Source organism: Paraburkholderia sediminicola, from assembly GCF_046026855.1.
Lineage (GTDB): Bacteria > Pseudomonadota > Gammaproteobacteria > Burkholderiales > Burkholderiaceae > Paraburkholderia > Paraburkholderia sediminicola_A.
Window position 1 is genome coordinate 209,784 of record NZ_JAQQET010000001.1, and the last position, 24,239, is coordinate 234,022.

The window sequence follows — 24,239 nt, forward strand, 5'->3', positions numbered from 1 at the left end:
GTTGTATTCAACGACGCTGCATGCAGCCACTACAAACGCGCGCCGCCTTCTTCGTCGAACAGCGAAATATGCGCACTATCGAACGAGAACACCGCGGCATCCCCTACCGCCGCCGGCGTCTTCGTCTGGTCGATCGACGCGATTTGCACTCCATGATAGTCGAGCCAGATGACCCGGTGGTTGCCCATCGGCTCGATCAGTGAAATGTTCGCGCGCTCGTTCAATTGTGTGCTCGAACTCTCGCCTGCGCGCACGTCTTCTGCCCGTACGCCGAGCACACAAGGCAGACGATCCGCAGGCAGGTTTTTGAAAGGATAAGCCGACACATCGAGCTGCAAATGCGCTGTGCAAAAGCAGAGCGAGCCGTCACGCGTCTCAAGCGTGCCCTTGAGCAGATTCATCGCGGGCGTGCCCAGAAACGTCGCAACGAACAGATTATTCGGCCGTGCATAGACTTCGGCGGGCGTGCCGAACTGCTGGATCACGCCGCCGCGCATCACGGCCATGCGCGTCGCGAGCGTCATCGCTTCGACCTGATCGTGGGTCACGTAGATCATCGTCGCGCCCAGACGCTGGTGCAGTTGCTTGAGTTCACGGCGCAATTCGGTGCGCAATTTGGCGTCGAGATTCGACAGCGGCTCATCGAACAGGAACACGTCGGCCTCACGCACAATCGCACGGCCGATCGCCACGCGCTGCCGTTGGCCACCCGAGAGTTGGGCCGGCTTGCGCTTAAGCAGCGGGCCGAGTTGCAGCATCTCGGACGCCCGCGTCACGCGCCGCTCGATTTCCGCCTTCGGCGTGCCGTTGATGCGCAACGCGAACGACAGATTGCGCTCGACACTCATGGTCGGATACAACGCATACGACTGAAACACCAGCGCGATACGGCGATCTTTCGGGTCGGCCCAGGTCATGTCTTCGCCGGCGATTTCAATGCTGCCGTCGCTCACGTCGATCAAGCCCGCAATACTGTGCAGCAAGGTGGATTTGCCGCAACCCGATGGACCGAGCAACACCACGAACTCGCCCGCTCGCACGTCGAGATCGAGATTCTCGATCACCGTATTCGCGCCGAGCTGGATCTTCAGATTGCGCACCGACACGTTGGCTGGATGCGATAAACCCGCCGCATCCGCCACATTGCCGAGGTTCGTCACGTCTGCCGCATGGGCTCCCGTGTTTGCCATTGCATTTGCCACCGCATTTGCCCCATTCACCAGGTTAGTCATGCTTGATCGCCCTATCCCTTGACGGCGCCAGACGCAATGCCGCGCACAAACCAGCGGCCCGAAATGAAGTAGACAGCAAGCGGCACCATGGAGGTCAGAATAGTCGCCGCCATATTGACGTTATAGAGCCTCTCGCCGGTCGTCGTGTTGATGATGTTGTTCAATTGCACGGTCATCGGCAGGTTTTTTGTGCCCGCGAACACCAGCCCAAGTATGAAGTCGTTCCAGATGCCCGTCACCTGCATGATGACCGCGACGACGATGATCGGCGTGGACATCGGCAACATCAGTTGCAGGAAAATGCGCCAGAAACCGCCACCGTCGATGCGCGCCGCCTTGAACAGCTCCTGCGGAATCGACGTGTAGTAGTTGCGAAACAGCAGAGTCATCACCGGCATGCCGAAGATGGTGTGAATCACCACGATGCCCGGCAGCGAGCTAAACAGGTGCACGCTCGCGAGCACGCGCACGAGCGGATAGACCATCACCTGCACCGGAATGAAGGCGCCCATCAGCAGCACGCCGAACAGCAGCCCTGCCCCGCGCGGCCGCCAGAACGATAGCGCGTAGCCGTTCACCGCGCCGATCATGATCGAGAGGATCGTGCTCGGCACGACGATACGCACCGAATTCCAGAAGCCGACCTGGATGCCGTTGCAATCGAGCCCGGTGCAGGCGGATCGCCACGCGGCGCTCCATGCGTCGAGGGTGAAATGCGTGGGGAAAGCGAGCAGATTGCCGAGGCGAATCTCGCTCATCGGTTTTACCGATGTGACGAGCATCACGTACAGCGGCAACAGGAAGAACAACGCGGCGGTCAGGAGAAATGCGTAGACGCCCAGGCGTGCGGGTGTAAACGCCCGGCGGCGCCTGCGGCTACGGCTCGGTGTGCCGCCCTTCATGGGAGGACTGAGCGTGTTCATCACACCTCCTTGCGCAACGCGGCGCGGCTGCGGGCATAGAAGAACGGCGTGAGAATCGCGAGCACCGTAGCCAGCAGCACAATCGACGCTGCCGACGCGAGGCCGATATTCGCGCGGCCAAACAGGTAATCCATGATGAACTTCGCCGGCACTTCGCTCGCCGTGCCGGGGCCGCCTTGCGTCATCGCGACCACGGCGTCGTAGAGCTTCACGACCATCACGAAGAGCAGCACGAAGGCGGTGGACATGGAAGGCCCGAGCATTGGCACAACGATGCTCGCGTACACACGCCAGCGCGGAATGCCGTCGATACGCGCGGCTTTCCACAGTTCGTCGTCGATACCGCGCAGGCCGGCCAGCAGCAGCGCCATCACGAGACCGGAGGCCTGCCACACCGTCGCGATGACGATCGTGTAGATCACCCAGTCCTGATCGACAATCCAGTCAAAGCGCGCGTGCACGAAACCGAGTTTGTGCAACACGGCCTGCGCGCCCAGTTCCGGATTGAGAATCCACTGCCAGACCAAACCCGTTGCGACAAACGACATCGCATACGGATAGAGAAACACCGTGCGCAATGCGCCTTCCGCCACCACGCGCTGATCGATAAAAATCGCCAGCAACAAACCGATCACCATGCACGCAACAATGAAGCATGCACCGTAGATCACGATGTTTTGCAGCGACAGCAGCCAGCGATCATTATTGAAGAGCCGCGTGTATTGCGTGAGGCCCGCGAAGTCCCCCGAAGGAAATGTGCGTGAGTTGCTCAGCGACACGCGCGCGGTCCAGACCATCGTGCCGAGATACGCGAACACGACGGTCAGGACCATCGGCAGGAGCGCCACCCACGCGGCTATCGGCAAGCGCTTCCTGAGCGTTTTTTTCAGCGGCCCTTTGCGAGGCCCGGAGCCGGCGGTTTGCAGCTTGAGCGCCTGCATGGTGAGCGCCTAGCTCTTCAACGCACTGGCAAACGCCTTCTGTGCATCGTCGACCGACTGGTTCTTGTTCCAGAAGTTCGTGATGACGTCGATCAACGCGCCCTGCGTGTCAGGCGAGAGCAGCATTTCCGGATTCGGCAACTGACGCGACTTGTCCTTCATGATCGCCATGCCCTCCTTTGCGCAGATGTCGAGACTGCTGGCGTCCACATCGGGACGAATCGGAATCGAGCCTTTCTTCGCGCTGAATGCGACTTGCGCGGCGGGCGAGGTCATCACCGTGGCAAGCAGATTCTGCGCCTTGATCGCGTTGGCATTGTCGGTTTTCGGGAACACGAATACGTCGCCCGCGACCAGATACGGCGAGTGCGGACCAAAACCCGGGAAGCAGCCGAAGTCTTTACCGGCAGTCTGGTTGGCCGCCGAGAATTCGCCCTTGGCCCAGTCGCCCATGATCTGCACCCCCGCCTTGCCGGAAATCACCAGCGCGGTGGCATCGTTCCAGTTGCGGCCAGGCGAGCCCGGGTCGACGAAATCATGCAAGCGCTTGAACTGCGCGAGCACCTTCCTGAACGCATCCGACTTGACCGCGTTCATGTCGCGATCGCGGTACACCTTCAGATAAAGGTCGGGGCCGCCGACGTCGGCAAATACCGCGTCGAACGTGATCTTTTCCTGCCACGGCTGACCGCCGAGCGCAAGCGGGATCACGCCCGCGGCTTTCAGTTTGGTGAGATCAGCGATGAATTCGTCGTAGCTCTTCGGCTCGGCGGCAATACCGGCCTTCTGGAACACCGGCTTCGAGTAGAAAAACCAGGCCGGCATATGAATATCGACCGGCGCAGCGTAGTAATGCCCATTTACCTTGATGCTGTCGATGATCGACTGCGGGAACACACCGTTCCAGTTTTCTTTCGCGGCAACGGTGTCGACGTTGTTCAGCAGGCCCTGGTCGATCAGGTCGTGAAACTGCTTGGACGTATTGAACTGCGCGGCGGTGGGTGGATCGCCGCCGATGATCCGGTTGATCGCGGTGGAGCGCGCCTGATCGGCGCCGGCCACCGCATTGTCGACCCACTGGCCACCGGCCTTGTTATACGCATCGGCGAACTGGCGAATCGCGGCCGACTCGCCGCCTGAAGTCCACCAGTGAATCACGTTGGCCTTCAAGGGTTCAGCCGCATGCGCGACGACGCCCACCAATGCCAGTGCCGCAACCACGCCTCGTAAGAGCATTTTTCTGCTGTTCATTCCGTCTCCTGTCGACATACAAACCAGCTCCACCTGCTGTTACGCCTGTGCTTTACGCTCCTTCAAAAACTTCGCCACCAATTCCGCACTGCGTTTGACTGTACGCTTCTGTGTACTGTAGTCGACGTGCACGACACCAAAGCGCCGCTCATAACCGAACGCCCACTCGAAGTTATCCATCAGCGACCACAGAAAATAGCCGCGAATATCCACGCCGGCCTTGATCGCCTGATCGACCGCCGCGAGATGGCGCTTGAGAAACGAGATGCGCTGCGCATCGTCGACGTGGCCGTCGATCACCTTATCGTCCGAGGCCATGCCGTTTTCGGTGATGTAGATCGGCGGCAGGTTGCGATACGTGCGATTGAAACCGATTAGCAGGTCGCGCAAGCCATCGGGATGCACCTCCCAGCCCATCTGCGTGCGCTCGACGCCCTCCAGCGGCACGTCCCGGAATCCATGCGCGCCGTCGCTCGCAACATTGGTGCGGAAGTAGTAGTTGATACCCAGGAAGTCGAGCGGCGCGGAAATGGTCTGCATGTCGCCGTCGAGCACCAATGGCTCGGTGCCTGGCCACAACTCGAACAGATCCTGCGGATACGCGCCCTTGAGGAGCGGATCGAGAATCCACGCATTGTGCTGGACTTCGAACAGATGCGCCGCACGCTGATCCGCGGCGCTGTCGCTATTGGCCGTGCCGCGGCCGATGTTGGCGACGATCCCTTTCTGCGAGGCCGGATCGTTGGCGCGCAGGACCGGAATCGCGAGGCCATGCGCGAGCAGCAGATGATGCATCGCCTGCGTCGCAAAGCGTCCGTCGGCGAGGCCCGGTGCGTGATGCCCGTTGCCATAGCCGAGATAGGCCGAACACCACGGCTCGTTGAGCGTCGCCCATGCGTCGACCGTGCCGGCCAGTTCGCGGCTCATCAGGTCGGCGTAGTCGGCGAAGCGGTAAGCGGTGTCGCGATTGAGCCAGCCGCCGCGATCTTCCAGATGCTGCGGCAAGTCCCAGTGATAGAGCGTCACGGAGGTCGTAATGCCCTTCTCTTTCAGGCGGTTCAGGAGCCGCTTGTAGAAATCGAGCCCCTTGCGATTGGGCAAGCCTGCCGCGTCCATGACGCGCGGCCATGCAATCGAGAGCCGATAGCCTTCGAGGCCAAGCGAGGCCAGCAATTCGATGTCTGCTTCCCACCGATGGTAGTGATCGCAGGCAACGGCGCCGGTGTCACCCGCCAGCACCTTGCCGGGCTTGGCCGAGAAGGTGTCCCAGATCGACGGCAGGCGGCCGTCTTCATTCACCGCGCCTTCGATCTGATACGAAGCCGTGGCGGCGCCAAGCAGAAAGTTCTTGCGCCACAGAGACGAGTCCGCGGGCGGGCTGAAGGGATCGGCGAGTGCGCCGTTGGACACGGCCGAGGGGCGTGCGTCGGATACAGCGAATGCGTCGTTTGCCACGGATTCTCTCCTGCGCTGAGGTCGTTGAACCGTAAGGCGGAAGCTGGAGTGGAAGCGCTTCCACAAGACCTGCGAACGATAGCAGTGTGGGATTCAGCGCAGCAATCAGGGTTTGTCTGGAGGGCTTGCTGGCATGCGCGGCGTTGGGATGCGCCGCGCATGGGAGACGTTTAGAACAACGTGACGACCAACGATAGAAGCGCCAGATGCGGTATGACGGCGACGCCGCTGTGCGCGCCATACAACGTGCGCAATCGGTGCGGAGCCGCCACCAGCACGGCGAATTTCAGGGCTTGGCTGGCAGATTGAACGCGCCGCGATCATAAGCCTCGCAATACGCCTTCCAGTCAGCCCCCACCTGGGCCTCGCACTGCGTCGCGAGTTCGATCATCGGCAATTGCCAATCCTTGCGATTGCCGAACGCGATCAGCTCGTCCGCAATCGACGATTTCTGCCGGCCGCCGCTGCGCAGTTGCCCCCAGGCGCTCAATTGGGCCATGCTGTTAATCACTTCTTCGAGCCGCGGCAGCTTGCCGTCCCAGTCGCTCAGTGCCACGCGGTCTTCCGAAGGCTGCAAGCTGCGCAGCACATACGAGCACTGATTGAAGTCGACCGCGTGCAGGAACGCCTGCGAGACTGCCTGATTGCGCCGCTGAATTTCAACCACGCGCTGCGCCTCGCTCTGCCACTTCGGCTGCGGCGTGCGTACATGCGGTGTCACCGAAGAAGGCAGCGCCTCTTTCAGATCGAGCAGATAGTTGCCGTCCGGCGAGCCCTTGCCTTCGACGAGAATCGCATAGCGATCCACACCCAGGCTGCCGGTGCCGGCAATCCGGCGCGCCACGTCGATGATGCGATAGAAGTCGGGATTGGGCTGCCCGGCTGCGAACGTGTGCATGAATTCGGTGACGGTGGCGCGCGCCTTGTCGCTAACCGGCAGCGCTTTCTTGCCATCCACTTTGAGCACGCGGGTCTTGCCCTTGAGCGTGGTGCGCCGGTCCAGATGCGCGGCGCGCGTGCGGCTCGCCAATGCGTCGAACAGATCACGCACCATACCGGTCGACGTCTCTGCTTCGATCCAGCGCGATTTGCCAAAGGCAAGCGCCGCGCTATAGGCATCGACCGCGGTGTGGCAGAGCGCGAGTGCCTGCGCGCGGCTCAATTTGAGGTCGCTCGCGCCGACCAGCACGCTCGTGAGGAGCCGCACCAGTTCGTAAAGACTCGGCGCGAGGCAGGCCTCATCGAAATCGTTGTTGTCGAAATAGACGAGGCGGTTGTCGCCCTTGTAGCTGCCGAAATTTTCCACATGCATATCGCCGCAAATCCACACCGGGGGTGCATCGTCGAGCACCTTGTCGCGTGGCAGATTTGCGTAAAACAGATGACAGGTACCTCGCAGAAACACAAACGGCGAGCCGCGCATGAGCTTGTATTTCATCGCGAGCCGTTCAGGATCACGGCCGGTATTGAAGCTGGCGATGGTCTGTGCGATATCGGACATGTGTTTTCCCTTCATGCAGCGCGTTGTGGTTCAGTACGGGTTCAATGCGAGCGGATCGAATCCACGAGCGCATGGAGATTGAGCGGCTTCACACGAATCACACCGCCGCGCGGGCTGTCGATATCGGCGACCAGCATGAACGACAACGACACGATCAGCGGAACGATCAGCAACAAACCGGCTCCCGCTTTCAAACCGCGTGCGCCGTAGCCGACCAGCACATTGGCGCATGCCGCTATCAGCACCATCAGCGCCCACGCCGCGACGGGAATGCGATTCCACCACGCGGCTTGCGTGTAACCCTGGGTATTGAGCACATCGTTCATTCCGGCGACGGCAAGCGCAGCCACCGGTGTGGGCTGTGCGGCCGCGGCATTCTTCACTGTAGTCCACATTGCATCCTGCAGGCGCGCTGTCTCGGCATTGACTTTGGCGAGCTCGCCGACGTCGCGCGTCGTGTAGAACAGCACGCGCTCGTCGAGATAGGTTTTCAGCAAGGCGCGCACGGTCGCCGCATCCGCGGCGGGCAGCAGATCGGCGCGGACGTATTCGGTGCCAATCGCATTCGCCTCTTCTTCCTCGTAGTTCTTGCGTTGATCGTAGCGGCCCACCGCCATCGAAAACGTGAAACCGATGATCAACGCGAGCAGCGTCAGCGTGGCGGCCTGAATTACGCTGAAGTCGTCGCGCGCAGCCTCGTCGATTCTTCTGAATCTGCGCAGCAGCGACGCGCCGATGCGCGCCGCCAGCCACATTGCAACAAATGAAGCGATAAAGACGAGTGCCGGATAATCGAAAATGTTTTGCATGAGCGAGCGTCTTTTTTATCAGAGTTCTGTTAGCGGGAACGCTTTGAGCGGCGATTAAACGTGCATGGCCACTGCATCATAAGAGACGCAGCGCGGATGGGAAAGCGCGGGGGGGGGGGGCAGGTGGACAGGCGCGTGAGCGGCAGCATGCCGACCGTCAGGAGCCTGTCATCAGATAGTAACGTCCGTCCGCAGTGACGTTGAAACCGAAACCGCATTCCGTCAGTGAGCCGTGCGTCGCTACATCGAGCGTCTCCGGTGCGGAGAGCTTGAACTCGATCAGGCATTTGTCGGCGTGTTTGTCCCCCTGCCTGTCATAAGACGCGAGGTTGCTGATCCTCGCGGTGGCATCGAGTGGCGCATCGCCGCCGCCATCGGTCACCGGCACGCGCGCCACGCCGTCGTAGAACCGCACATAGGCTGACAGGCTACCCATGTTCGCACTCGGTTGACCGTCGGTGCCCACGGTCGGATACATGAAGTCGCCGTCGATCCGATAGACGCCGCGCCGCCCTTTCACCGGCTTCACCTCGATGCTGTTCCACGCGCCGAAAAACATATAACTCGCAAAACGCGCGCCGCTCGGCGGCACGCCGTTCACCACCGCTTTGTCCGCAATCGACTCGAGACGCTGGCGCGCCGCCGCTACCGCGCGGCCGAGCAGCGCGTCGTTAGGATAGTCGTTGCCGCGGCTTATCGCGGTCCGGTAGTACGCGCGCGCATCCGGCAGCGCGCCCAGCTTCACTTGCACGTCACCCTGATGGACCAGCGCCATCGCCACGCGCGCCCGCGCCGAACTGGTTGCTTTCGGCGAGTTCTCCTCGCCGGCCTGCATGGCGGTGGCCTCGGCGAGCGCGGCTTCCATCTCGACCAGCGTTTGCGCGTCCTTGATGCGCCCCGCTTCGAGCGCGGCCACACCCAACGCCGCGCATGACGCATTCGTGCGGCACGGCACGTCCTTGCCCGCCAGAAGGTTGCGGCGATAAAGTTCGGCGCGCGAACTGGCGGCGTCCGTCTGCGCTGCGACGAGCGCAGGCATGAGCGCGGCAGTAGCAGCAGAGACCATAACGGCAGCAGCGGTGACGGCGGTTTTGACGTTCATGAGAAAGAGAGGACGGTGGCGGTGACGCATTTCGAACGTGCGCTTCAAGTAGCCGTATGCGCGGCACGTTTGACCCAGGTTGCCACGGACGCTGGCCGTGATGCTGACAGAAAACCGGCGATTGCGCGAACCCTTACGTGATACGCATTTATCCGGCCGCCTACACCCCGACCTGCTCTCCGAATTTCTTACGATACGCGCCCGGGCTCGTCAATGCGATACGCCGGAAGTGCCGCCGCAGCGATTCTTCGGAACCGAAGCCCGCCAGCTCCGCAACGCGCGCCATCGGCAATGGGAGCGGCGCTTCGAGGAGTTCTCGTGCGATCGCAACGCGTTCGCGCACCAGCCATTCGTAGGGCGCCATGCCAGTGGCATCGTGAAACTGCCGCTGCAGCGTACGTGGACTCATTGCCGCCCGTTCGGCAAGCGAGCGCAGGGTGTGCGGCAACGCGGGATGGTGACGCACCCAGTCCATCAGTTTCGCAAGGCGGCCGCCTTCGTCTTGCGGCATGGGCCGCGGCACGAACTGCGCCTGACCGCCCTCGCGATGCGGCGGTATCACGAGCCGCTGTGCGACCCGGTTGGCTATCGCGCTGCCGTGATCGCGCCGCACCAGATGCAGCAGCATGTCGAGGCCCGCCGCCGATCCCGCCGAAGTGATGATCTGCCCTTCGTCGACATATAACGCATCCGGCTGCACATGCAATTGCGGATAACGCTGCTGCAATTTGTCGGCATAGCGCCAGTGGGTCGTGACGGTCTTGCCGTCGAGCACCCCCGAAGCAGCCAGCACGAACACGCCGGAGCAGATCGAACACAGTCGCGCGCCGCGCTCGTAGGCGGCGCGAATCTTCTTCAGCAGCGGTTCGGGCGGCAACTCGTCAGCATCGCGCCAGCCGGGGATAACGATCGTGTCGGCGTGATCCAGCAGCTTGAGCGTGTACGGCGCGGCGACTGTAATGCCGCCGGCGGCGCGAATCGGACCAGGTTCGCTCGCGCAGACGGCGAAGCGATACCAGTCCACGCCGAGTTCAGGACGTTCGAGCGCGAACAGTTCGGTCACGCAGCCAAATTCGAACGTACAGAGCCGGTCGTAAGCGAGCGCGACGACAAGATGATTGTGCATGGCGTGATGTTGCCGGATATTGACGATTACGCCACTTACCTGGCGCGTGCGGCGTCGCGACAATGAAGGCTCCAGAATCGCTTCGCCACCCAGCCACGCTCACTCCCCTACCGGAAACCCGCCATGCCGACCAGCCCCACCAGCAATGCCGTCCCCGCCGCCGATAGCGCCGCCGCCCTCGCCCACTTCCAGGCGTCGCTGCAATTCGAAACCGATTGCGCCGACGTTCGCGCAGCACTCGCGAGCGGCACGCCCGGCTTCGTGCTGCTCGACGTGCGTAGCCCGGCGCTGTTCGAACAGGGCCACGTGCCGGGCGCGCTGAACCTGCCGCACGGCAAGATCGTGGCGTCGAAGCTCGCCGGGTACCCGCAAGACACGCTGTTTGTCACCTACTGCGCGGGCCCGCACTGCAATGGCGCCGCGCGCGGCGCACTGCGTCTCGCGCAACTGGGACGGCCCGTCAAATTGATGATCGGCGGCATCACGGGCTGGCTCGCCGAAGGGCTCACCCTTGCACAAACCCCGGCCAGCCGGGAGGCGCTCAACACACATGACTAAGATATTGAAAATCAATTAAATAAACGCCGCGAACTGTCGATAACAGGTTCAGCCGCACCTCTCCCGCGGTTGGACTTAACATGCAGAGCTCATACAATTTTTGGCTGGTCGCAATCTCGTTCGTCGTCGCGGCGCTAGCGTCGTACACGGCGCTCGATCTGACCGGCCGCATCTTCCTGTTGGCCTCGGCACGTCTGCGGCACGCCTGGCGCCTGGGCGGCGCCGCGGCGCTCGGTGTCGGGATCTGGTCGATGCACTTCGTCGCCATGCTCGCCTTCTCGCTGCCGATCCCGCTCGGCTACGACTTCGCGACTACCGCTTATTCGCTAGGACTCGCGATCGGTGTCTCGTATCTGGCGCTGGTCGTGACGACCCACGCACGGCTCACGCCGCTTCGGCTCGTGGCCGGCGGTGTGCTGATGGGCCTCGGCATCGCCAGCATGCACTACACCGGCATGGCAGCGATGCAAATGGAGCCGGGCATCCACTATCAGCCGGGCTGGTTCGCCGGCTCGCTTACGATCGCGATCGGTGCGTCGACCGCGGCGTTGTGGATGGCCCGCGCGCTCAGCAACGACGATGACCACCACGTGGTGCGCAAGCGCTTTGGCGCCGCGCTGGTGATGGCCGTCGCGATCAGCGGCATGCATTACGCCGGCATGGCCGCCGCCGGGTTTCCGCTCGGCGCCGTGTGCGGCGCGGCCAGGGGCGTGGACGCCGCGTGGCTCGCCACCTCGGTGATCCTGTTCACGTTCGCGATTCTGATTGTCACGCTGATCCTCTCGCGTTTCGATGCACGCACCAGCTTTCTGATCGGCTCGGTGTCGAAACTGAGCGGTCAGATCGTGCGGCTCGCCACACTCGACACGCTGACGGGCCTGCCCAACCGCAGCACGCTCACCGATCGCATCGACCGCGCAATCCAAAACGCGCGCCGGCAGCGCTCGCTGTTCGCCATCCTGTTCATGGATCTCGACGGCTTCAAGACCATCAACGATTCGCTCGGCCACTCGGCCGGCGACGAAGTGCTGTCCGCATTCGCACAGCGTCTTCTGCTGTGCGTACGGGCGAGCGATACCGTCGCGCGTCTCGGCGGCGACGAATTCGTCGTGCTGTCCGAGAACCTGGCTTCGCGCGAAGACGCCGGCACGATGGCCGAAGACGTGCTCGAGCGGATGCGTCAGGGCGTATGGACCGATTCGCAACCGTTGCAGGTGATGCCGAGCATCGGCATCGCGCTCTACCCCTACGACGGCGATACCGTCGACACGCTGCTGAAACATGCCGACGCGGCCATGTACGAAGCCAAGCGCGCGGGCCGCAGCACCTATCGCTTCTTCGAGCAAAGCATGAATGAAGCCGCGACGCGCGCGCTGCAGATTCAACGTGCGCTGCACGAGGCGCTCACCGCCGGACATTTCTCGCTGCATTTCCAGCCGAAGTTCCACGGCAACGGCGACTCACTGGCGGGGGCCGAAGCGCTGATCCGCTTGCATCATCCGCAACTTGGCACGCTGGCGCCGCTCGAGTTCATTCCGCTGGCCGAGCGTTCGGGCCAGATCGTACAGATCGGCTACTGGGTCCTGCGCGAAACCTGCCAGCAGATTCGCCGCTGGGTCGAGCAAGGCCTGCCGTCGATGAAAGTGGCGATCAATCTGTCGCCGCGTCAGTTGTCGCAACCGAAGCTCGTCGCGACGATGCTCGAGATCGTAAAGGCCGAAGGTGTGCAATGCGAACAGATCATGTTCGAAATCACCGAAACCGTCGCGATGCAGGACGCGCCGAAAACCATCGAAATGATCCGCGAATTCCAGGCCAGCGGCTTTGAAATCGCCATCGACGATTTCGGCACCGGCTATTCCAGCCTCGCCTATCTGCAACGCTTTCGCGTCAAGCAGTTAAAGATCGACCGTTTCTTCACAAACGGCCTCGACGAACACGGCCCGGAAGGCTGCGCGATCGTTTCGGCAATAATCGCGCTCGCGCACTCGCTGGAAATGGACGTGGTGGCCGAAGGCGTTGAAACCGAATCGCAGTTCGACATGCTCAAGTCGATGATGTGTGACGAGATGCAGGGCTTCCTGCTAGGCAAGCCGCTCACCGCCGACGATTTCGGCGAGCTGCTCCGTGAAAGAATGGTGGCCGCCTAAGCACCCAGATTTGAAACTCGCAGGGCTACGCAGTTCGGTTGTTCATCTGGCGCACTCCGCTGCGTGGCCCCGTTTTACCGAAAAGCAGGAACAGGCAGTTTGGGTCCTGGAGATTTCATGAAAATTGACGTAGCGACGTTCCAAACGGTGTGGCTGATCACGTTTCTGTGCAGCGCCCTCATCACGACCGCGCTTTCGCGCATGTTTGCGCACGTCGGCGCCTTTCGCTTCTGGGCGGTGGGCTTTTATCTGCTTGCCACCGCCACGGCATGCTTCGCGTTGCATGCGATCTGGCACACCGATCTGTTGTTGTTTGCCACCGCGACGCTGGCGTTGCAAAGCCGCATTCTGATCTGGGCAGGCACACGCGATCTGTTCGGGGCTTCGGCGCCGTGGCGCGCCGGTCTTGTCGTCACCGCGGTGTTCTCCCTCCTGTATGGAAGCGCGCTGGCATGGGATGCCCCGCTGCTGGTCCGCGCCAGCTTGCTGGCGCTGTTCTTCGCGCCGTGCCGGGCGGCGACGCTGTATGAGGTGTACCGCCGGCGCCGTCCGCAACTCGGACCGGCACGTATGCTCGTGGCGCTGGGTAGCGCTATCGCGACGCTCAATGCCATCGTGCCGCTCGTACTCGTGGCGCTCGACCGCGCCAACATGACGCTGCTGTACGGCAATCCCCGGACCACCTCGGTGGTTTACGCCGTCGTGTTTGCCGGTGATCTGCTGCTGACTGTCGGCCTGATCGTGATGGCTTTGCGCCAACTGATCGTTGAACGCGACATGCTCGCCACACTCGACCGCGGCGCGCTGGAGCGTCTCGCCGAATCACGTGAAATGCGCGGACTGCGCGGTTCCCATTCGCCACGCGGCGATATGCTCGGCCACGACGCACCCACGCAACGCCAGTCGCTGCCGGGGACGGTTTGATGCAGAGCGCGGCTGCTTAGCCGGCCTTACGCTCCTCGCGCGCGGTGTCGGCGACCGACACGAGAACCGGTGTTGCCGGAGCGGCTTCACGCTTGGTGAGCTTGCCGTCCACCGAGGCACCGCAATCCATTCGCAACTGCTGGTAGTAGATGTTGCCGGTCACATGCGCATTGCTCTGCAGCTCGACAAAGTGATCGGCGATCACGTCGCCGACGATCCTGCCGTTGACCACCACGTCGTAGCCATGCACGTTGCCCTCTATCGAGCCCCGGTCGCTCAATACAAGCAGCGTCTGGCTGTCCGGCGCGCCGCTGACATTGCCCTTGACGTGGCCGTCCATGCGCAGGCCGTCGCTGAACAGGAGGTCGCCCGTGATCCGCACGTCGTGTGCGATGAGGGTGGCGAGCTTGGTCTGCTGGATGCCCGCCTGTTTTTTCTTGCTGAACATAAATATCTCTCGGAAATGAAAATGTTCGTCGCGTGATGCTTGCCGGGCGACGATCCGGGCGTTGGTTGATCAGTTGCTGCGCTTGCCGCTTTGCAGTGCTGTTTGCATTGGGTCAGTACGACATTGGCCGTACTGACCCAATGCCGCTCACCTACGGTTAGCGGCGCGGCGCTTCCGTTTGCGCCGGCGGCTTCGTCTTGCTCTGACCGCGCAGGAACTGCAATTCGGCGCTCAATCGCGCGACGTCGGCTGCGGCGCCGTCCGCGGTTTTCTGCACCGCGGCGCGCGCCACCGATTCCTGCGCCAGCGCAAGCCGCGTGCGTGCAAGCTCCGTCTCCTCGCTGCCTTCATCGACGGGCGCCACCTTGCATTGGTCAGTCGACGTGCCGGAGTGCTGCGCGTGCCACGCCACAACAGCCGCCGCGCCGCCTGCCGCGCTGAGCGCGCACACCAGAACCCACACCGTCACGCGAAAGGCGAGCGGCCGCGTGGGCTGCAACGTGTAGGCACAATGGGTCAGATTGCCCGCATCGCGGGAAAAACGTCGTTCAACCATGGGGCGTGGGCTCAAATAGCGCAAGGTAGGCAGACGGGTCGACCGGCGCGCCGTTGACCAGCACTTCGAAATGCAAATGTGGGCCGGTTGAGCGGCCGGTCGAGCCGACATCGGCAACATACTGGCGCGGCAGCACCAGATCGCCGACGTGCACGACAATGCGCGACGCGTGGCCGTACCGCGTCACGAGGCCGTTGCCGTGATCGATTTCGACCGCGTTGCCATAGCCCGACTTCTCGCCGGCGAAAACCACGCGGCCACCCGCTGCCGCCAGAATCGGCGTACCGGTTTTGGCGACCAGGTCGATGCCCGGGTGAAAACTCAAGCGATGCGTGAACGGATCGGTGCGATTGCCGAACGGCGAACCGAAGCGCGCGCCATCGGCGGGCATGCGGCCGGGAAAGGCGGCATACGCGATCGCGTGGTCAGCGGTTTGTTGCTCGAGCGCGGACAGCGTTGCGGCGATGCAGTCCAATTGTTGGCGTGTGCGCCCGGCATCGGCATGGCCGGCCGGTTGCGGCAGGACATCCGTGCAGCGGCGCGGCGGCAAAGAAGGGCCGCCCTCGCCTTCGCTGTCGGTAGCGGATGTGTCGGGTTCCGAGGCGGCGCCCGGCGTAGCCGGCGCGGCGGGCATGACCGGCGCGCGCGGTGCCGGCCGCGGCGTATTCAGACGTGCTTCGAAATCGCGCAACGCGCCGACCTGCATCGTCAGGCGCGCGATGCGCGGTTCGATCTGCGCCATGGATGCGTTCAGCTTGCCGAGTTGATCGATTGCATAGTCGTGCTCGACACGGTTTGCGGCCTGATCGCCGGAGCCGCCGTGCGCCGGCCAATGCATGCCGATCGCTATGCCCGCGGCAAGCGCCAGCGCTGCTGCGCCGAACGCCGTGGCAATCGCGACGGTCCGCGCGGTGCGGCGCGTGACGAAGCTGATTGAGCCGCTGGAAAGCTGACTGCCGCCGCGAAACAGGGAGGACATCAACGGCTCCCGGAACGCGCCATGCGGCCCGTGCAAGGTCGCGCACGGGCCGCACAACGCACGTTCAGCGTATTCGGCGTGCTGGAGGTGCCCGGTATGCTGAAGCGGCACAGGAGATTGGTGGACAAGACTAACTGCATGTGGCATCGACCGGACAAAATACCGGTTGCGATAATGAACAAAGGGCGACGATTATCGCCTGGCATCACGAACCATCATCTCAAATACAGACGGCACTGCGAGACGGCAGATGGCGTGTGCCGGATGCCGGATGCCGCGCATCAGATGCGGTCTGCGGATGCGGCGAGCTTGCCGTGCGCGTTGTGCTCCGATGCGCACGGCAAGCGCATCGGCACTCAAGCGGACAATGCCACCGCCTGCGGCTCGATCCGATCAAGCCCTTCCAATGCCCTGAGCCGCGCGACCAGCGCATCGCCGGCGGGCGTCATCGGCATGCGCAACTCGTCGCGTATCAGGCCTTGCACGGCGAGCAGGGCCTTAACCGGCGCCGGATTCGGTTCGGCGAACAACGCCTGGATCAGCGGTACTAGCGCATGAAAAATGCGTCGTCCTTCGTCGAGCCGGCCCGCGGACAGCGCACGATACAGCGCAACGAACCGTTCCGGCCGCACATGCGCCGAGGCCGCGATCGCCCCACTCCCACCCAGACACAAAGTATTGAAGATATTGATGTCTTCGCCGGCGAGCACCTGCAAGCGGCCGTCGCGAATCAGCGCGAGCGTGGTATCGAGCGAACCGGCGCAATCCTTCACCGCCTGAATCCGCGGATGTGCGGCGAGCGTCAGCAACGTCTCGAGTTCGAGCCGCACGCCGGTCCGATAGGGAATGTCGTACAGCACGACAGGCTTGTCGCTCGCATCGGCAAGCGCCATGAAATGCCCGACGATGCCGGCTTGCGAAGGCCGGATGTAGTACGGCGCGGCCATCAGCACACCGGCGATCGGCAGTGGATTCAGTTGCCCGATGCGCTCCTTCATGCTCCCTGTGTGATTGCCCGACACGCCGACCAGCACCGGCAGTGCTTGTGCGTCAACTGTGCCGCGGTCGACGGCTTGCGCTTCGTCGAGAATCGTCGCGAGCACGGCGTCCTGTTCGGCGGCGTCGAGCGCGGCCGGCTCGCCGGTCGTGCCGAGCGCGACCAGCCCGGCAATACCCGCGTCGGCATAGCGGCGCACCAGCGTGCGCAGCGCGGCGTGATCCACCTCGCCATCGGCGAACGGCGTGATGAGCGGAACCCAGATACCCGAAAAAATAGACATGTCTTTACCTCGATGACGACCGTATCGATTCCAATCAGCGGTGCGAGGGAGGAAAAACAGGGAATGCCGCAGGCGGGCGTTGACCGGCTGTTCCGTCGCACATCTGACGGAACAGCGTGCTCCGGTCAGATGAGCGGCTGTTTTTTGGCTTTGGCGCTAACGCTCGCGACATTCGCGCGTGCGACCACGACGCTCGCAAAAGCGAGACGTGCAAGGGTTGACGGACGGAGTCGGAGCGTTTGGCCGGGATGCATGAAGCGCAGTGTAACCGCGTCCGGCTTGAGTTTGCAAAGCGGGTTGGCAAACGGGTTTGCCAAACTCGCAAAATTGCTTGACTTCTGCGACAGGAAAACTAATATACGCACCGCGTACATGACCGGTACGCGACCCACTCCCGACAGGTGCCCGCATGAGCGTCCCGCAACAAGCCTTCCTACGCGACGCGATGCGTCGTCTGAATATGACCCGCGACACGTTCGCGAGCCGCATCGGCGTATCGCGCCGCGCACTCGACACATGGCTGCTGCCAGACGATTCGCAGGAATCGCGGGCCATGCCGGAGATCGTGGAGCGTTTTGTGTCGGAAATCGTGGTACATGGCGAGCCGGGCGAAAAGTATACGCAAAGCGTAGACTCGCAGTCGCTTGCGAGCCAGATGCTGTTCGAAGGCAAGCCACAGTTGCTGTCGGTCGACCAGTTCTCGCGCGACTCGGTCGAGGCGCTGTTTCGCGTCGCCGACATCATGCAGCCGATCGCGCGGCGCCGCAAAATCTCCCGCGTGCTCGAAGGCGCGGTGCTCGGCAATCTGTTTTTCGAAGCCAGCACGCGGACTCGCGTGAGCTTCGGCGCGGCGTTCTGCCGGCTCGGCGGCTCGGTGTGCGACACCACCGGCTTCACATTTTCGTCAATGGCCAAGGGCGAGTCGATCTACGACACGAGCCGCGTGATGAGCGGCTACGTGGATGCGCTGGTGATCCGTCATCCGGAACAAGGCTCGGTGGCCGAATTCGCGCGCGCGACCAACGTGCCGGTGATCAACGGCGGCGACGGCCCGGGCGAGCATCCGAGCCAGGCGCTGCTCGACCTGTACACGATCCAGCGCGAGTTCTCGCGGCTCGGCAAGATCGTCGACGGTGCGCATATCGCGCTGGTCGGCGACCTGAAATATGGCCGCACGGTGCATTCGCTGGTCAAGCTGCTGGCGCTGTATCGCGGCATCAAGTTCACGCTGATCTCGCCGCCCATGCTCGAAATGCCGAGCTACATCATCGAGCAGATTTCACGCAACGATCACGTGATCGAGCAGACCCATGACCTGCCCGCCGGGTTGCGCGGCGCCGACGTGGTGTACGCCACACGCATCCAGAAAGAGCGCTTCACCGACGAATCGTTCGAAGGCTATACGCCGGATTTCCAGATCAATCAGGCGCTGATGGACAGCGTGTGCGGCGCCGATACGCTGATCATGCACCCGCTGCCACGCGACAGCCGGCCGGGCGCGAATGATCTGAGCGTCGATCTGAATCACGATTCGCGCCTTGCGATTTTCCGGCAAACCGATAACGGCATTCCGGTGCGGATGGCGATTTTCGCAGTGCTGCTGGGCGTCGAAAAGCTGGTTCAGCACTCGATGCGCGACGCCGCGTGGCGCCCGCCCGTGTATCTCGGTCCGGACGACGCGGTGTTTCACGGCATCGATTGATCAGGATTCAGATGATTGAAAGGCGGCCTTGCGGCTCACCCGCAAGGCCGCTTCGGCATCCGCAAGATCCATCTTCAATACACACCGGATTAAATCCGGACTAGACTGGATTCGTCGGATCCCTCCTCAACCGCAACATCAACAGTGTCAGTCGTCTTTAAAGAAGTCGCTTATTGCAGTGCGTCACGAATCGATTTGATTTCGGATTCACCAACATACGAACTGGACGACTCATCATGGCTGACACGAGTTACATGGCGCGCAAATCCGTCGCCGCTATTGTCGCAAGCGCGGAGAGCGGTGAACGGCAACTGTCGAAGTCGCTGGGTGCGCTCAGCATTACGGCGATGGGTATCGGCGCGATCATCGGCGCCGGAATCTTTGTTCTGACCGGCACGGCCGCGGCGCATTATGCGGGGCCGAGCATCATTCTTTCGTTTGTGCTCGGCGGGATCGCCTGCGCCTTTGTCGGACTCTGCTACTCCGAACTGGCTGCCATGCTGCCGGTCTGCGGCAGCAGTTATACCTACACCTATGCCACGCTTGGCGAATTATTCGCGTGGATCATCGGCTGGGATCTGATCCTCGAATATGCGATGGGCGCGGCGACCGTTGCGGTCGGCTGGTCGGGCTATATCGTGAGCCTGTTGCACAACGTCGGGATTAACATTCCGCCCACCATGGCGGCTGCGCCCGGCACCACGGTAACGCTTGCCGATGGCAGCACGGTGGCCGGGATCGTCAATTTGCCGGCGGTCTTCATTATTGCCGTGCTGACCACCTTGCTCGTGCTCGGCACCAAGGAGTCGGCGCGGCTCAACAACATCATGGTGGCGATCAAACTGACCGTGGTGCTGGCGTTCATCGTTATCGGCGCCTTCTTTGTGCATCCGGCCAACTGGCATCCATTCATTCCGCAAAATACCGGCGAATTCGGCAATTTCGGCGCGAGCGGCATTCTCCGCGGTTCGGCCGTCGTATTCTTCGCTTTCATCGGCTTCGATGCGGTGTCCACCGCGGCCCAGGAGGCACGCAAGCCGCAGATCGACATGCCGATTGGCATTCTGGGCTCGCTGGTGGTTTGTACCGTGCTCTACATCGCGGTCGCGGGCGTGCTGACGGGACTCGTTCCGTATGCCGAGCTCAACGTCCCGGACCCGATCGCGAAAGGTGTCGATGCGATCGGCGTCACCTGGTTTTCCGTGCTCATCAAGATCGGCGCGCTGACCGGCTTAACGACCGTGATACTCGTGCTGCTGTATGGCCAGAGCCGCATCTTCTTCACGATGTCACAGGATGGCCTCCTGCCGCACCTGTTCGCGCGCGTCCACCCGCGTCTGCAAACACCCCATCTGAGCCAGATGATGATCGGCGCCATCGTCGCGATTGTGGCCGCGTTCACACCGATCAACGTGCTAGGCGAGATGGTCAGCATCGGCACCCTGTTCGCGTTCATTCTCGTCTGCGGCGCCGTGATCTATCTGCGCCGCAGCGACGCGGGCGCCTCCAGGCCGTTCCGCGCGCCGGGCGTGCCGGTGATCCCGATCCTCGGGATTCTGTTTTGCCTCCTGCTGATGGCCGGCCTGCCGCTCGTCACGTGGCTACGGCTCGTTGTCTGGCTCGTGATCGGGCTCGTCATCTATGGAATCTACGGCCGCAATCATTCGCGCCTTCGCCATCCGGAACGGGCTCCCGACTGAGATTCCAACGCGTCGTGCTCAACCCCACGCTTGTGGGGACTGGCCTTCCACGACCGTGCATTGCAGACCCGACATGCGGCCGGCAGCGTCGATGGCCGCTTCGAGCTGGGCGAACGGATACGACTTCAACTCGACCGCCTCGAGCGGAACCTGTCCGGATGTCACGAGCGAAACCAGCGCGAGATAATCGGCGCGCGTGTACATGAAGTGGCCGATCAATTCCCAGTTGTTCAGCAACATCTCCCTGTACGGAATCGGCAAGTCCACTTGCATGCTGCCCATCAGCACGAGCCGCCCGCCGCGGCGCAGGCTGCGCAATGCGACGAGGGTCGCGTTCGCGTCGGTGGCCTGCCCGACCATGTCGAACGCGAGGTCCGCGCCGCCACCGCTTGCGGTGCGAATCGCCGCAGTATCTTGCGCGGCGTCGCCGCTCAGCACGACGGGCACCACACGCCCGCACCCCTGCTCGACCAACGCTTGCAGCGGTTCCAGGCGCGCGTGGCGTTTGTGATCGGCGACCAGCCCACCGCCGCGTCACGGCTCGAAAGCGGCGAAATCGACCTGCTGCTAGGTTCCGACCGGATGATTCCGCCGTCGATGAAAGCCCGCAAGCTCTACGACGAGCATTTCGTGTTCGTGCAGCGCAAGGGCCACCTGCGCGGCACTGCGCCACTCGATCTCGACACCTACTGCGCGCTCGACCACGTACTCGTGTCGACCAGCGGCGGCAGCTTTCACGGCTTCATGGATGAGCATCTCGACGAACTCGGCCGCGAGCGACGCGTCGCGCTGTCGGTCCAGCACTTCACACTGGTGCCTGATCTGTTGTCGAACACCGACTATGTTTCCACACTGCCGTCGCGCTTCGCGGCCCGCTACGTCGATCGGCTCGATATCTTCGCGCTGCCGTTCGACGCGCGCGGCTTCACGTTGTACGCGGGATGGCATCCGCGTAACCAGGCCGATCCGGCGCTGGTGTGGCTGCGGGAGACGCTGGCCGGGTTGGCGGCACAGTAAGAAATCAAGGCGGATACAGTCCGCCCTTCAATCAGAAGCGGCGTATCACGTACAACAAAAGCCGCTCGCGCGACGGACGTAAATTCGTCGCCATGTCTCCGCAGTCGCCAAACCCACGCCTTCCCCGCCCATCCTCGTCGATCACCCTGCCAACTTCATGCGGCGGCTCATGGTTCAAATCTCACATTCTGAATTTTTATGATGAGAACGCTTCTCAATTACAAGCATATTGCATAGAATGCTCGCCGAAAACACTTTGTAATAAATATGGAATGTTCGGGTAAGGAATGCATTGCTCACCCGGGCACCAGCACTCAACGATGGGGATAAAAATGAAGTTGCGGTCCGACGAACCGAAGCTCGGCAAAATCAGCACGACCCTGTGCGGCATGTTGGCGGCCGGTCCCGCTCTCGCGCAGGGCACGGCCGTCACGGCGCCGCCCGACAAGGAGAGCCAGCTTGCGCCGATCGCCGTACAAGGCCAGGCGGACGACGGCTTCAAGACCGATCATTCGGCCTCGGTCAAATTCACCGCCCCGCTGGTCGATACGCCGAAGTCCGTGACCGTGATTCCGCAGGAGTTGATCAGGAGCACCGGTGCGTCGACACTGACCGAAGCGCTGCGCACGGTGCCGGGCATTACCTTCGGTGCCGGCGAAGGCGGCAATCCGCTCGGCGACCGGCCCTTCATTCGCGGCTACGACGCGCAGGGCAGCACCTTCGTCGACGGCATGCGTGACATCGGCGCGACCACCCGTGAAGTGTTCAATATCGAAAGCGTCGAGGTGACCAAGGGTTCGGACGGCGCCTATGGCGGCCGCGGCGGCGCCGGCGGCAGCATCAACCTGATCACCAAGACCCCGCATCTGGGCAATTCCGCCGACGGCAGCGCGGGCCTCGGCACCGACCGCTACCGCCGCTTCACCGCGGACGGCAACTGGCAAATGGCCGATCACGCGGCGTTCCGCCTGAACGTGATGAGCCACAACAACGACGTGGCCGGCCGCGACGCAGTCAACAACGAGCGCTGGGGCATCGCGCCGTCGTTCACCTACGGCCTCGGCACGCCGACCCGCGTCACGGCGAGCTACTACCATCTCTCGACCGACGACCTGCCCGACAGTGGTATTCCGTACTTCTACACGACCACCAACAAGCCGGCCAACGTCGACACGATCTATCCGGCCAACGTGGATCGTCACAACTTTTACGGCCTGATCGACCGCGATTTCCGCAAGACGACCTCGGACGTCGGCACGGTGCGCATCGAACACGACATCAACAGCAACCTGACGATCCGCAACACCACGCGTTATACGAAGTCCACCCAGGACTACATCTGGACCCAGCCGGACGACAGCCAGGGCAACGTCGTCAACGGTATGGTGTGGCGCCGCGCGAATACGCGTGCCAGCGACGTCTACAGCCTCGCGAACCAGACCGAACTGTTCGGCGAGTTCAGGACCGGGTTCCTGAAGCACAGCTTCACCACCGGCCTCGAACTGTCGCGCGAAACCAGCGTGAACGATTCGTACGCCGTGGCTGCGGCCACCGGCGCGATCTGCAAAACCAGGGGCATCGGCGCGGCGTCGGGTTATAACTGCACCAGCCTGTGGTCGCCGAATCCGAACGATCCGTGGGCCGGTTCGGTTAGTAAAGCGAATGATCCGAGCGAGCAGCGCACCACTACCAAATCGCTGTACGCATTCGATACGATCGAACTCACGAAACGTTGGCAGGCCAACGTCGGATTGCGCGTCGACGATTACTCGACCGATTTCCGCAACACGGTTGCCAACGGCGGCAAGCGCACCTCGCGCGACGACACGCTGTTCAACTACCAGTTCGGCCTCGTCTTCAAACCGGCTTCCAATGGCAGCGTGTATGCATCGATCGCGACGTCGTCGACGCCGGCCGGCGCCCTGCTCGGCCAGGGCAGCGAAACGCAATCGCTAACGCCGGGCCGTGGCGGTGTCGGTGCGAACGCGGATCAGCTTGCGCCGGAAAAGAACCGCAGCGTCGAACTCGGCACCAAGTGGAATGTGCTGAACAACCACCTCTCGCTGACGGGCGCGCTGTTCCAGATCGACACGACCAACGCCCGCGTCACGCTGCCGAACAACGAATACGCGATGGTCGGCAACAAGCGCGTACAAGGTTTCGAATTCGGCGTGGCCGGGCAATTGACGAACAAGTGGCAGGTGTTCGGCGGTTACACGTATATGAAGAGCCAGTTGCGCGACAACGGCAAGACCACCTCGGACAACGGCCATCAGTTCCCGAACACGCCGAAGAACAGCATCAGCCTGTGGACCAACTACGACGTGCTGCCGAAGTTCACGATCGGCGGCGGCGCGTTCTACATGTCGCAGGTGTACGGCGACACGGCGAATCTGCGTGCAGTGCCCTCGTACTGGCGCTTCGACGGCATGGCGACGTACCGGATCAACAAGAAGGTCGATCTGCAACTGAACGTGCAGAACATCTTCAACCGGACGTACTACGATCAGGCCTATCCCGCGCACTACGCGTCGATCGCAGCCGGCCGTTCCGCCTTTCTGACGCTCAACGCGCATTACTAGGCA

21 protein-coding genes are annotated in these 24,239 nt (G+C 62.5%); 7 read left to right on the forward strand and 14 right to left on the reverse strand.

The window, feature by feature from the left end; translation table 11 throughout:
- Nucleotides 1-29 precede the first annotated feature (29 nt).
- From PQR40_RS00895 to ftrA, 9 genes are all read right to left on the reverse strand, one after another.
- Nucleotides 30-1,190 (reverse strand): ABC transporter ATP-binding protein, encoded by a 1,161-nt coding sequence (locus PQR40_RS00895; protein WP_408508223.1) that lies wholly within the window; start codon nt 1,188-1,190, stop codon nt 30-32.
- A 53-nt stretch (nt 1,191-1,243) separates the two neighbouring features.
- Entirely contained in the window at nt 1,244-2,155 is a 912-nt protein-coding gene (locus PQR40_RS00900) for a carbohydrate ABC transporter permease (protein WP_408508224.1), read from the reverse strand.
- Nucleotides 2,155-3,096 carry a carbohydrate ABC transporter permease gene (locus tag PQR40_RS00905; RefSeq protein ID WP_408339899.1) on the reverse strand — a complete coding sequence of 314 codons (942 nt, stop codon included), beginning with the start codon at nt 3,094-3,096 and terminating at the stop codon, nt 2,155-2,157. The genes PQR40_RS00900 and PQR40_RS00905 overlap by 1 nt, the downstream gene beginning before the upstream one ends.
- A gap of 9 nt (nt 3,097-3,105) precedes the next feature.
- Nucleotides 3,106-4,347 (reverse strand): ABC transporter substrate-binding protein, encoded by a 1,242-nt coding sequence (locus PQR40_RS00910; RefSeq protein WP_408237140.1) that lies wholly within the window; start codon nt 4,345-4,347, stop codon nt 3,106-3,108.
- Between the two features lie 39 nt (nt 4,348-4,386).
- Nucleotides 4,387-5,802 carry a GH1 family beta-glucosidase gene (locus tag PQR40_RS00915; RefSeq protein WP_408508225.1) on the reverse strand — a complete coding sequence of 472 codons (1,416 nt, stop codon included), beginning with the start codon at nt 5,800-5,802 and terminating at the stop codon, nt 4,387-4,389.
- Nucleotides 5,803-6,088: 286 nt separating this feature from the next.
- Nucleotides 6,089-7,303: a DUF2252 domain-containing protein gene (locus tag PQR40_RS00920; protein WP_408508226.1), complete on the reverse strand. Its 1,215-nt coding sequence runs from the start codon at nt 7,301-7,303 to the stop codon at nt 6,089-6,091.
- A gap of 41 nt (nt 7,304-7,344) precedes the next feature.
- Entirely contained in the window at nt 7,345-8,112 is a 768-nt protein-coding gene (locus tag PQR40_RS00925) for a bestrophin-like domain (protein WP_408508227.1), read from the reverse strand.
- A 157-nt stretch (nt 8,113-8,269) separates the two neighbouring features.
- The gene (locus tag PQR40_RS00930; protein WP_408508228.1) at nt 8,270-9,214 is read right to left on the reverse strand and encodes a hypothetical protein; all 945 of its coding nucleotides are present in this window, start codon (nt 9,212-9,214) and stop codon (nt 8,270-8,272) included.
- A 160-nt stretch (nt 9,215-9,374) separates the two neighbouring features.
- On the reverse strand, nt 9,375-10,340 hold the full coding sequence (gene ftrA / locus PQR40_RS00935) for a transcriptional regulator FtrA (RefSeq protein ID WP_408508335.1): 966 nt from the start codon (nt 10,338-10,340) through the stop codon (nt 9,375-9,377).
- 123 nt (nt 10,341-10,463) lie between these two features.
- On the opposite strand from ftrA, the gene PQR40_RS00940 reads away from it, so the two are divergent.
- The 3 genes from PQR40_RS00940 (at nt 10,464) to PQR40_RS00950 (ending at nt 13,972) form a co-directional block, all read left to right on the forward strand.
- On the forward strand, nt 10,464-10,898 hold the full coding sequence (locus tag PQR40_RS00940) for a rhodanese-like domain-containing protein (protein WP_408508229.1): 435 nt from the start codon (nt 10,464-10,466) through the stop codon (nt 10,896-10,898).
- 80 nt (nt 10,899-10,978) lie between these two features.
- Nucleotides 10,979-13,048, forward strand: coding sequence for a putative bifunctional diguanylate cyclase/phosphodiesterase (locus PQR40_RS00945; RefSeq protein ID WP_408508230.1), 2,070 nt, complete (start codon nt 10,979-10,981; stop codon nt 13,046-13,048).
- 117 nt (nt 13,049-13,165) lie between these two features.
- A complete protein-coding gene (locus PQR40_RS00950) occupies nt 13,166-13,972 on the forward strand; it encodes a hypothetical protein (RefSeq protein WP_408508231.1) in 807 nt (268 codons plus the stop codon).
- A gap of 16 nt (nt 13,973-13,988) precedes the next feature.
- Here the strand turns inward: PQR40_RS00950 and PQR40_RS00955 are convergent, their stop codons facing one another.
- The 4 genes from PQR40_RS00955 to dapA form a co-directional block, all read right to left on the reverse strand.
- Nucleotides 13,989-14,420 carry a bactofilin family protein gene (locus PQR40_RS00955; protein ID WP_408237166.1) on the reverse strand — a complete coding sequence of 144 codons (432 nt, stop codon included), beginning with the start codon at nt 14,418-14,420 and terminating at the stop codon, nt 13,989-13,991.
- A 157-nt stretch (nt 14,421-14,577) separates the two neighbouring features.
- Nucleotides 14,578-14,976 (reverse strand): hypothetical protein, encoded by a 399-nt coding sequence (locus tag PQR40_RS00960; protein ID WP_408485476.1) that lies wholly within the window; start codon nt 14,974-14,976, stop codon nt 14,578-14,580.
- Entirely contained in the window at nt 14,969-15,955 is a 987-nt protein-coding gene (locus tag PQR40_RS00965) for a M23 family metallopeptidase (protein WP_408237172.1), read from the reverse strand. The genes PQR40_RS00960 and PQR40_RS00965 overlap by 8 nt, the downstream gene beginning before the upstream one ends.
- A 356-nt stretch (nt 15,956-16,311) precedes the next feature.
- Nucleotides 16,312-17,235, reverse strand: coding sequence for a 4-hydroxy-tetrahydrodipicolinate synthase (gene dapA / locus PQR40_RS00970; RefSeq protein ID WP_408237175.1), 924 nt, complete (start codon nt 17,233-17,235; stop codon nt 16,312-16,314).
- Between the two features lie 409 nt (nt 17,236-17,644).
- Between dapA and PQR40_RS00975 the strand changes: the two genes are divergently transcribed.
- Both PQR40_RS00975 and PQR40_RS00980 read left to right on the forward strand, forming a co-directional pair.
- Entirely contained in the window at nt 17,645-18,937 is a 1,293-nt protein-coding gene (locus PQR40_RS00975; protein WP_408237178.1) for an aspartate carbamoyltransferase, read from the forward strand.
- Nucleotides 18,938-19,173: 236 nt separating this feature from the next.
- Entirely contained in the window at nt 19,174-20,637 is a 1,464-nt protein-coding gene (locus PQR40_RS00980; RefSeq protein ID WP_408508232.1) for an amino acid permease, read from the forward strand.
- Between the two features lie 18 nt (nt 20,638-20,655).
- Here the strand turns inward: PQR40_RS00980 and PQR40_RS00985 are convergent, their stop codons facing one another.
- Entirely contained in the window at nt 20,656-21,075 is a 420-nt protein-coding gene (locus PQR40_RS00985; protein WP_408508233.1) for a zinc-binding dehydrogenase, read from the reverse strand.
- Nucleotides 21,076-21,114: 39 nt separating this feature from the next.
- Between PQR40_RS00985 and PQR40_RS00990 the strand changes: the two genes are divergently transcribed.
- Nucleotides 21,115-21,654, forward strand: a complete 540-nt coding sequence (locus tag PQR40_RS00990; protein ID WP_408508234.1) for a LysR substrate-binding domain-containing protein — start codon at nt 21,115-21,117, stop codon at nt 21,652-21,654.
- A 332-nt stretch (nt 21,655-21,986) separates the two neighbouring features.
- Nucleotides 21,987-24,236 carry a TonB-dependent receptor gene (locus PQR40_RS00995; protein ID WP_408508235.1) on the forward strand — a complete coding sequence of 750 codons (2,250 nt, stop codon included), beginning with the start codon at nt 21,987-21,989 and terminating at the stop codon, nt 24,234-24,236.
- The last annotated feature ends 3 nt before the right edge of the window (nt 24,237-24,239 follow it).

Bases quoted from the DNA above. Each gene is read 5' to 3' on its own strand.
- PQR40_RS00895 (WP_408508223.1), bottom strand. From the start codon at position 1,190: ATGGCAAACACGGGAGCCCATGCGGCAGACGTGACGAACCTCGGCAAT.
- PQR40_RS00900 (WP_408508224.1), bottom strand. From the start codon at position 2,155: ATGAACACGCTCAGTCCTCCCATGAAGGGCGGCACACCGAGCCGTAGC.
- PQR40_RS00905 (WP_408339899.1), bottom strand. From the start codon at position 3,096: ATGCAGGCGCTCAAGCTGCAAACCGCCGGCTCCGGGCCTCGCAAAGGG.
- PQR40_RS00910 (WP_408237140.1), bottom strand. From the start codon at position 4,347: ATGAACAGCAGAAAAATGCTCTTACGAGGCGTGGTTGCGGCACTGGCA.
- PQR40_RS00920 (WP_408508226.1), bottom strand. From the start codon at position 7,303: ATGTCCGATATCGCACAGACCATCGCCAGCTTCAATACCGGCCGTGAT.
- PQR40_RS00925 (WP_408508227.1), bottom strand. From the start codon at position 8,112: ATGCAAAACATTTTCGATTATCCGGCACTCGTCTTTATCGCTTCATTT.
- PQR40_RS00930 (WP_408508228.1), bottom strand. From the start codon at position 9,214: ATGAACGTCAAAACCGCCGTCACCGCTGCTGCCGTTATGGTCTCTGCT.
- ftrA (WP_408508335.1), bottom strand. From the start codon at position 10,340: ATGCACAATCATCTTGTCGTCGCGCTCGCTTACGACCGGCTCTGTACG.
- PQR40_RS00940 (WP_408508229.1), top strand. From the start codon at position 10,464: ATGCCGACCAGCCCCACCAGCAATGCCGTCCCCGCCGCCGATAGCGCC.
- PQR40_RS00945 (WP_408508230.1), top strand. From the start codon at position 10,979: ATGCAGAGCTCATACAATTTTTGGCTGGTCGCAATCTCGTTCGTCGTC.
- PQR40_RS00950 (WP_408508231.1), top strand. From the start codon at position 13,166: ATGAAAATTGACGTAGCGACGTTCCAAACGGTGTGGCTGATCACGTTT.
- PQR40_RS00955 (WP_408237166.1), bottom strand. From the start codon at position 14,420: ATGTTCAGCAAGAAAAAACAGGCGGGCATCCAGCAGACCAAGCTCGCC.
- PQR40_RS00960 (WP_408485476.1), bottom strand. From the start codon at position 14,976: ATGGTTGAACGACGTTTTTCCCGCGATGCGGGCAATCTGACCCATTGT.
- PQR40_RS00965 (WP_408237172.1), bottom strand. From the start codon at position 15,955: ATGTCCTCCCTGTTTCGCGGCGGCAGTCAGCTTTCCAGCGGCTCAATC.
- dapA (WP_408237175.1), bottom strand. From the start codon at position 17,235: ATGTCTATTTTTTCGGGTATCTGGGTTCCGCTCATCACGCCGTTCGCC.
- PQR40_RS00975 (WP_408237178.1), top strand. From the start codon at position 17,645: ATGAGCGTCCCGCAACAAGCCTTCCTACGCGACGCGATGCGTCGTCTG.
- PQR40_RS00980 (WP_408508232.1), top strand. From the start codon at position 19,174: ATGGCTGACACGAGTTACATGGCGCGCAAATCCGTCGCCGCTATTGTC.
- PQR40_RS00995 (WP_408508235.1), top strand. From the start codon at position 21,987: ATGAAGTTGCGGTCCGACGAACCGAAGCTCGGCAAAATCAGCACGACC.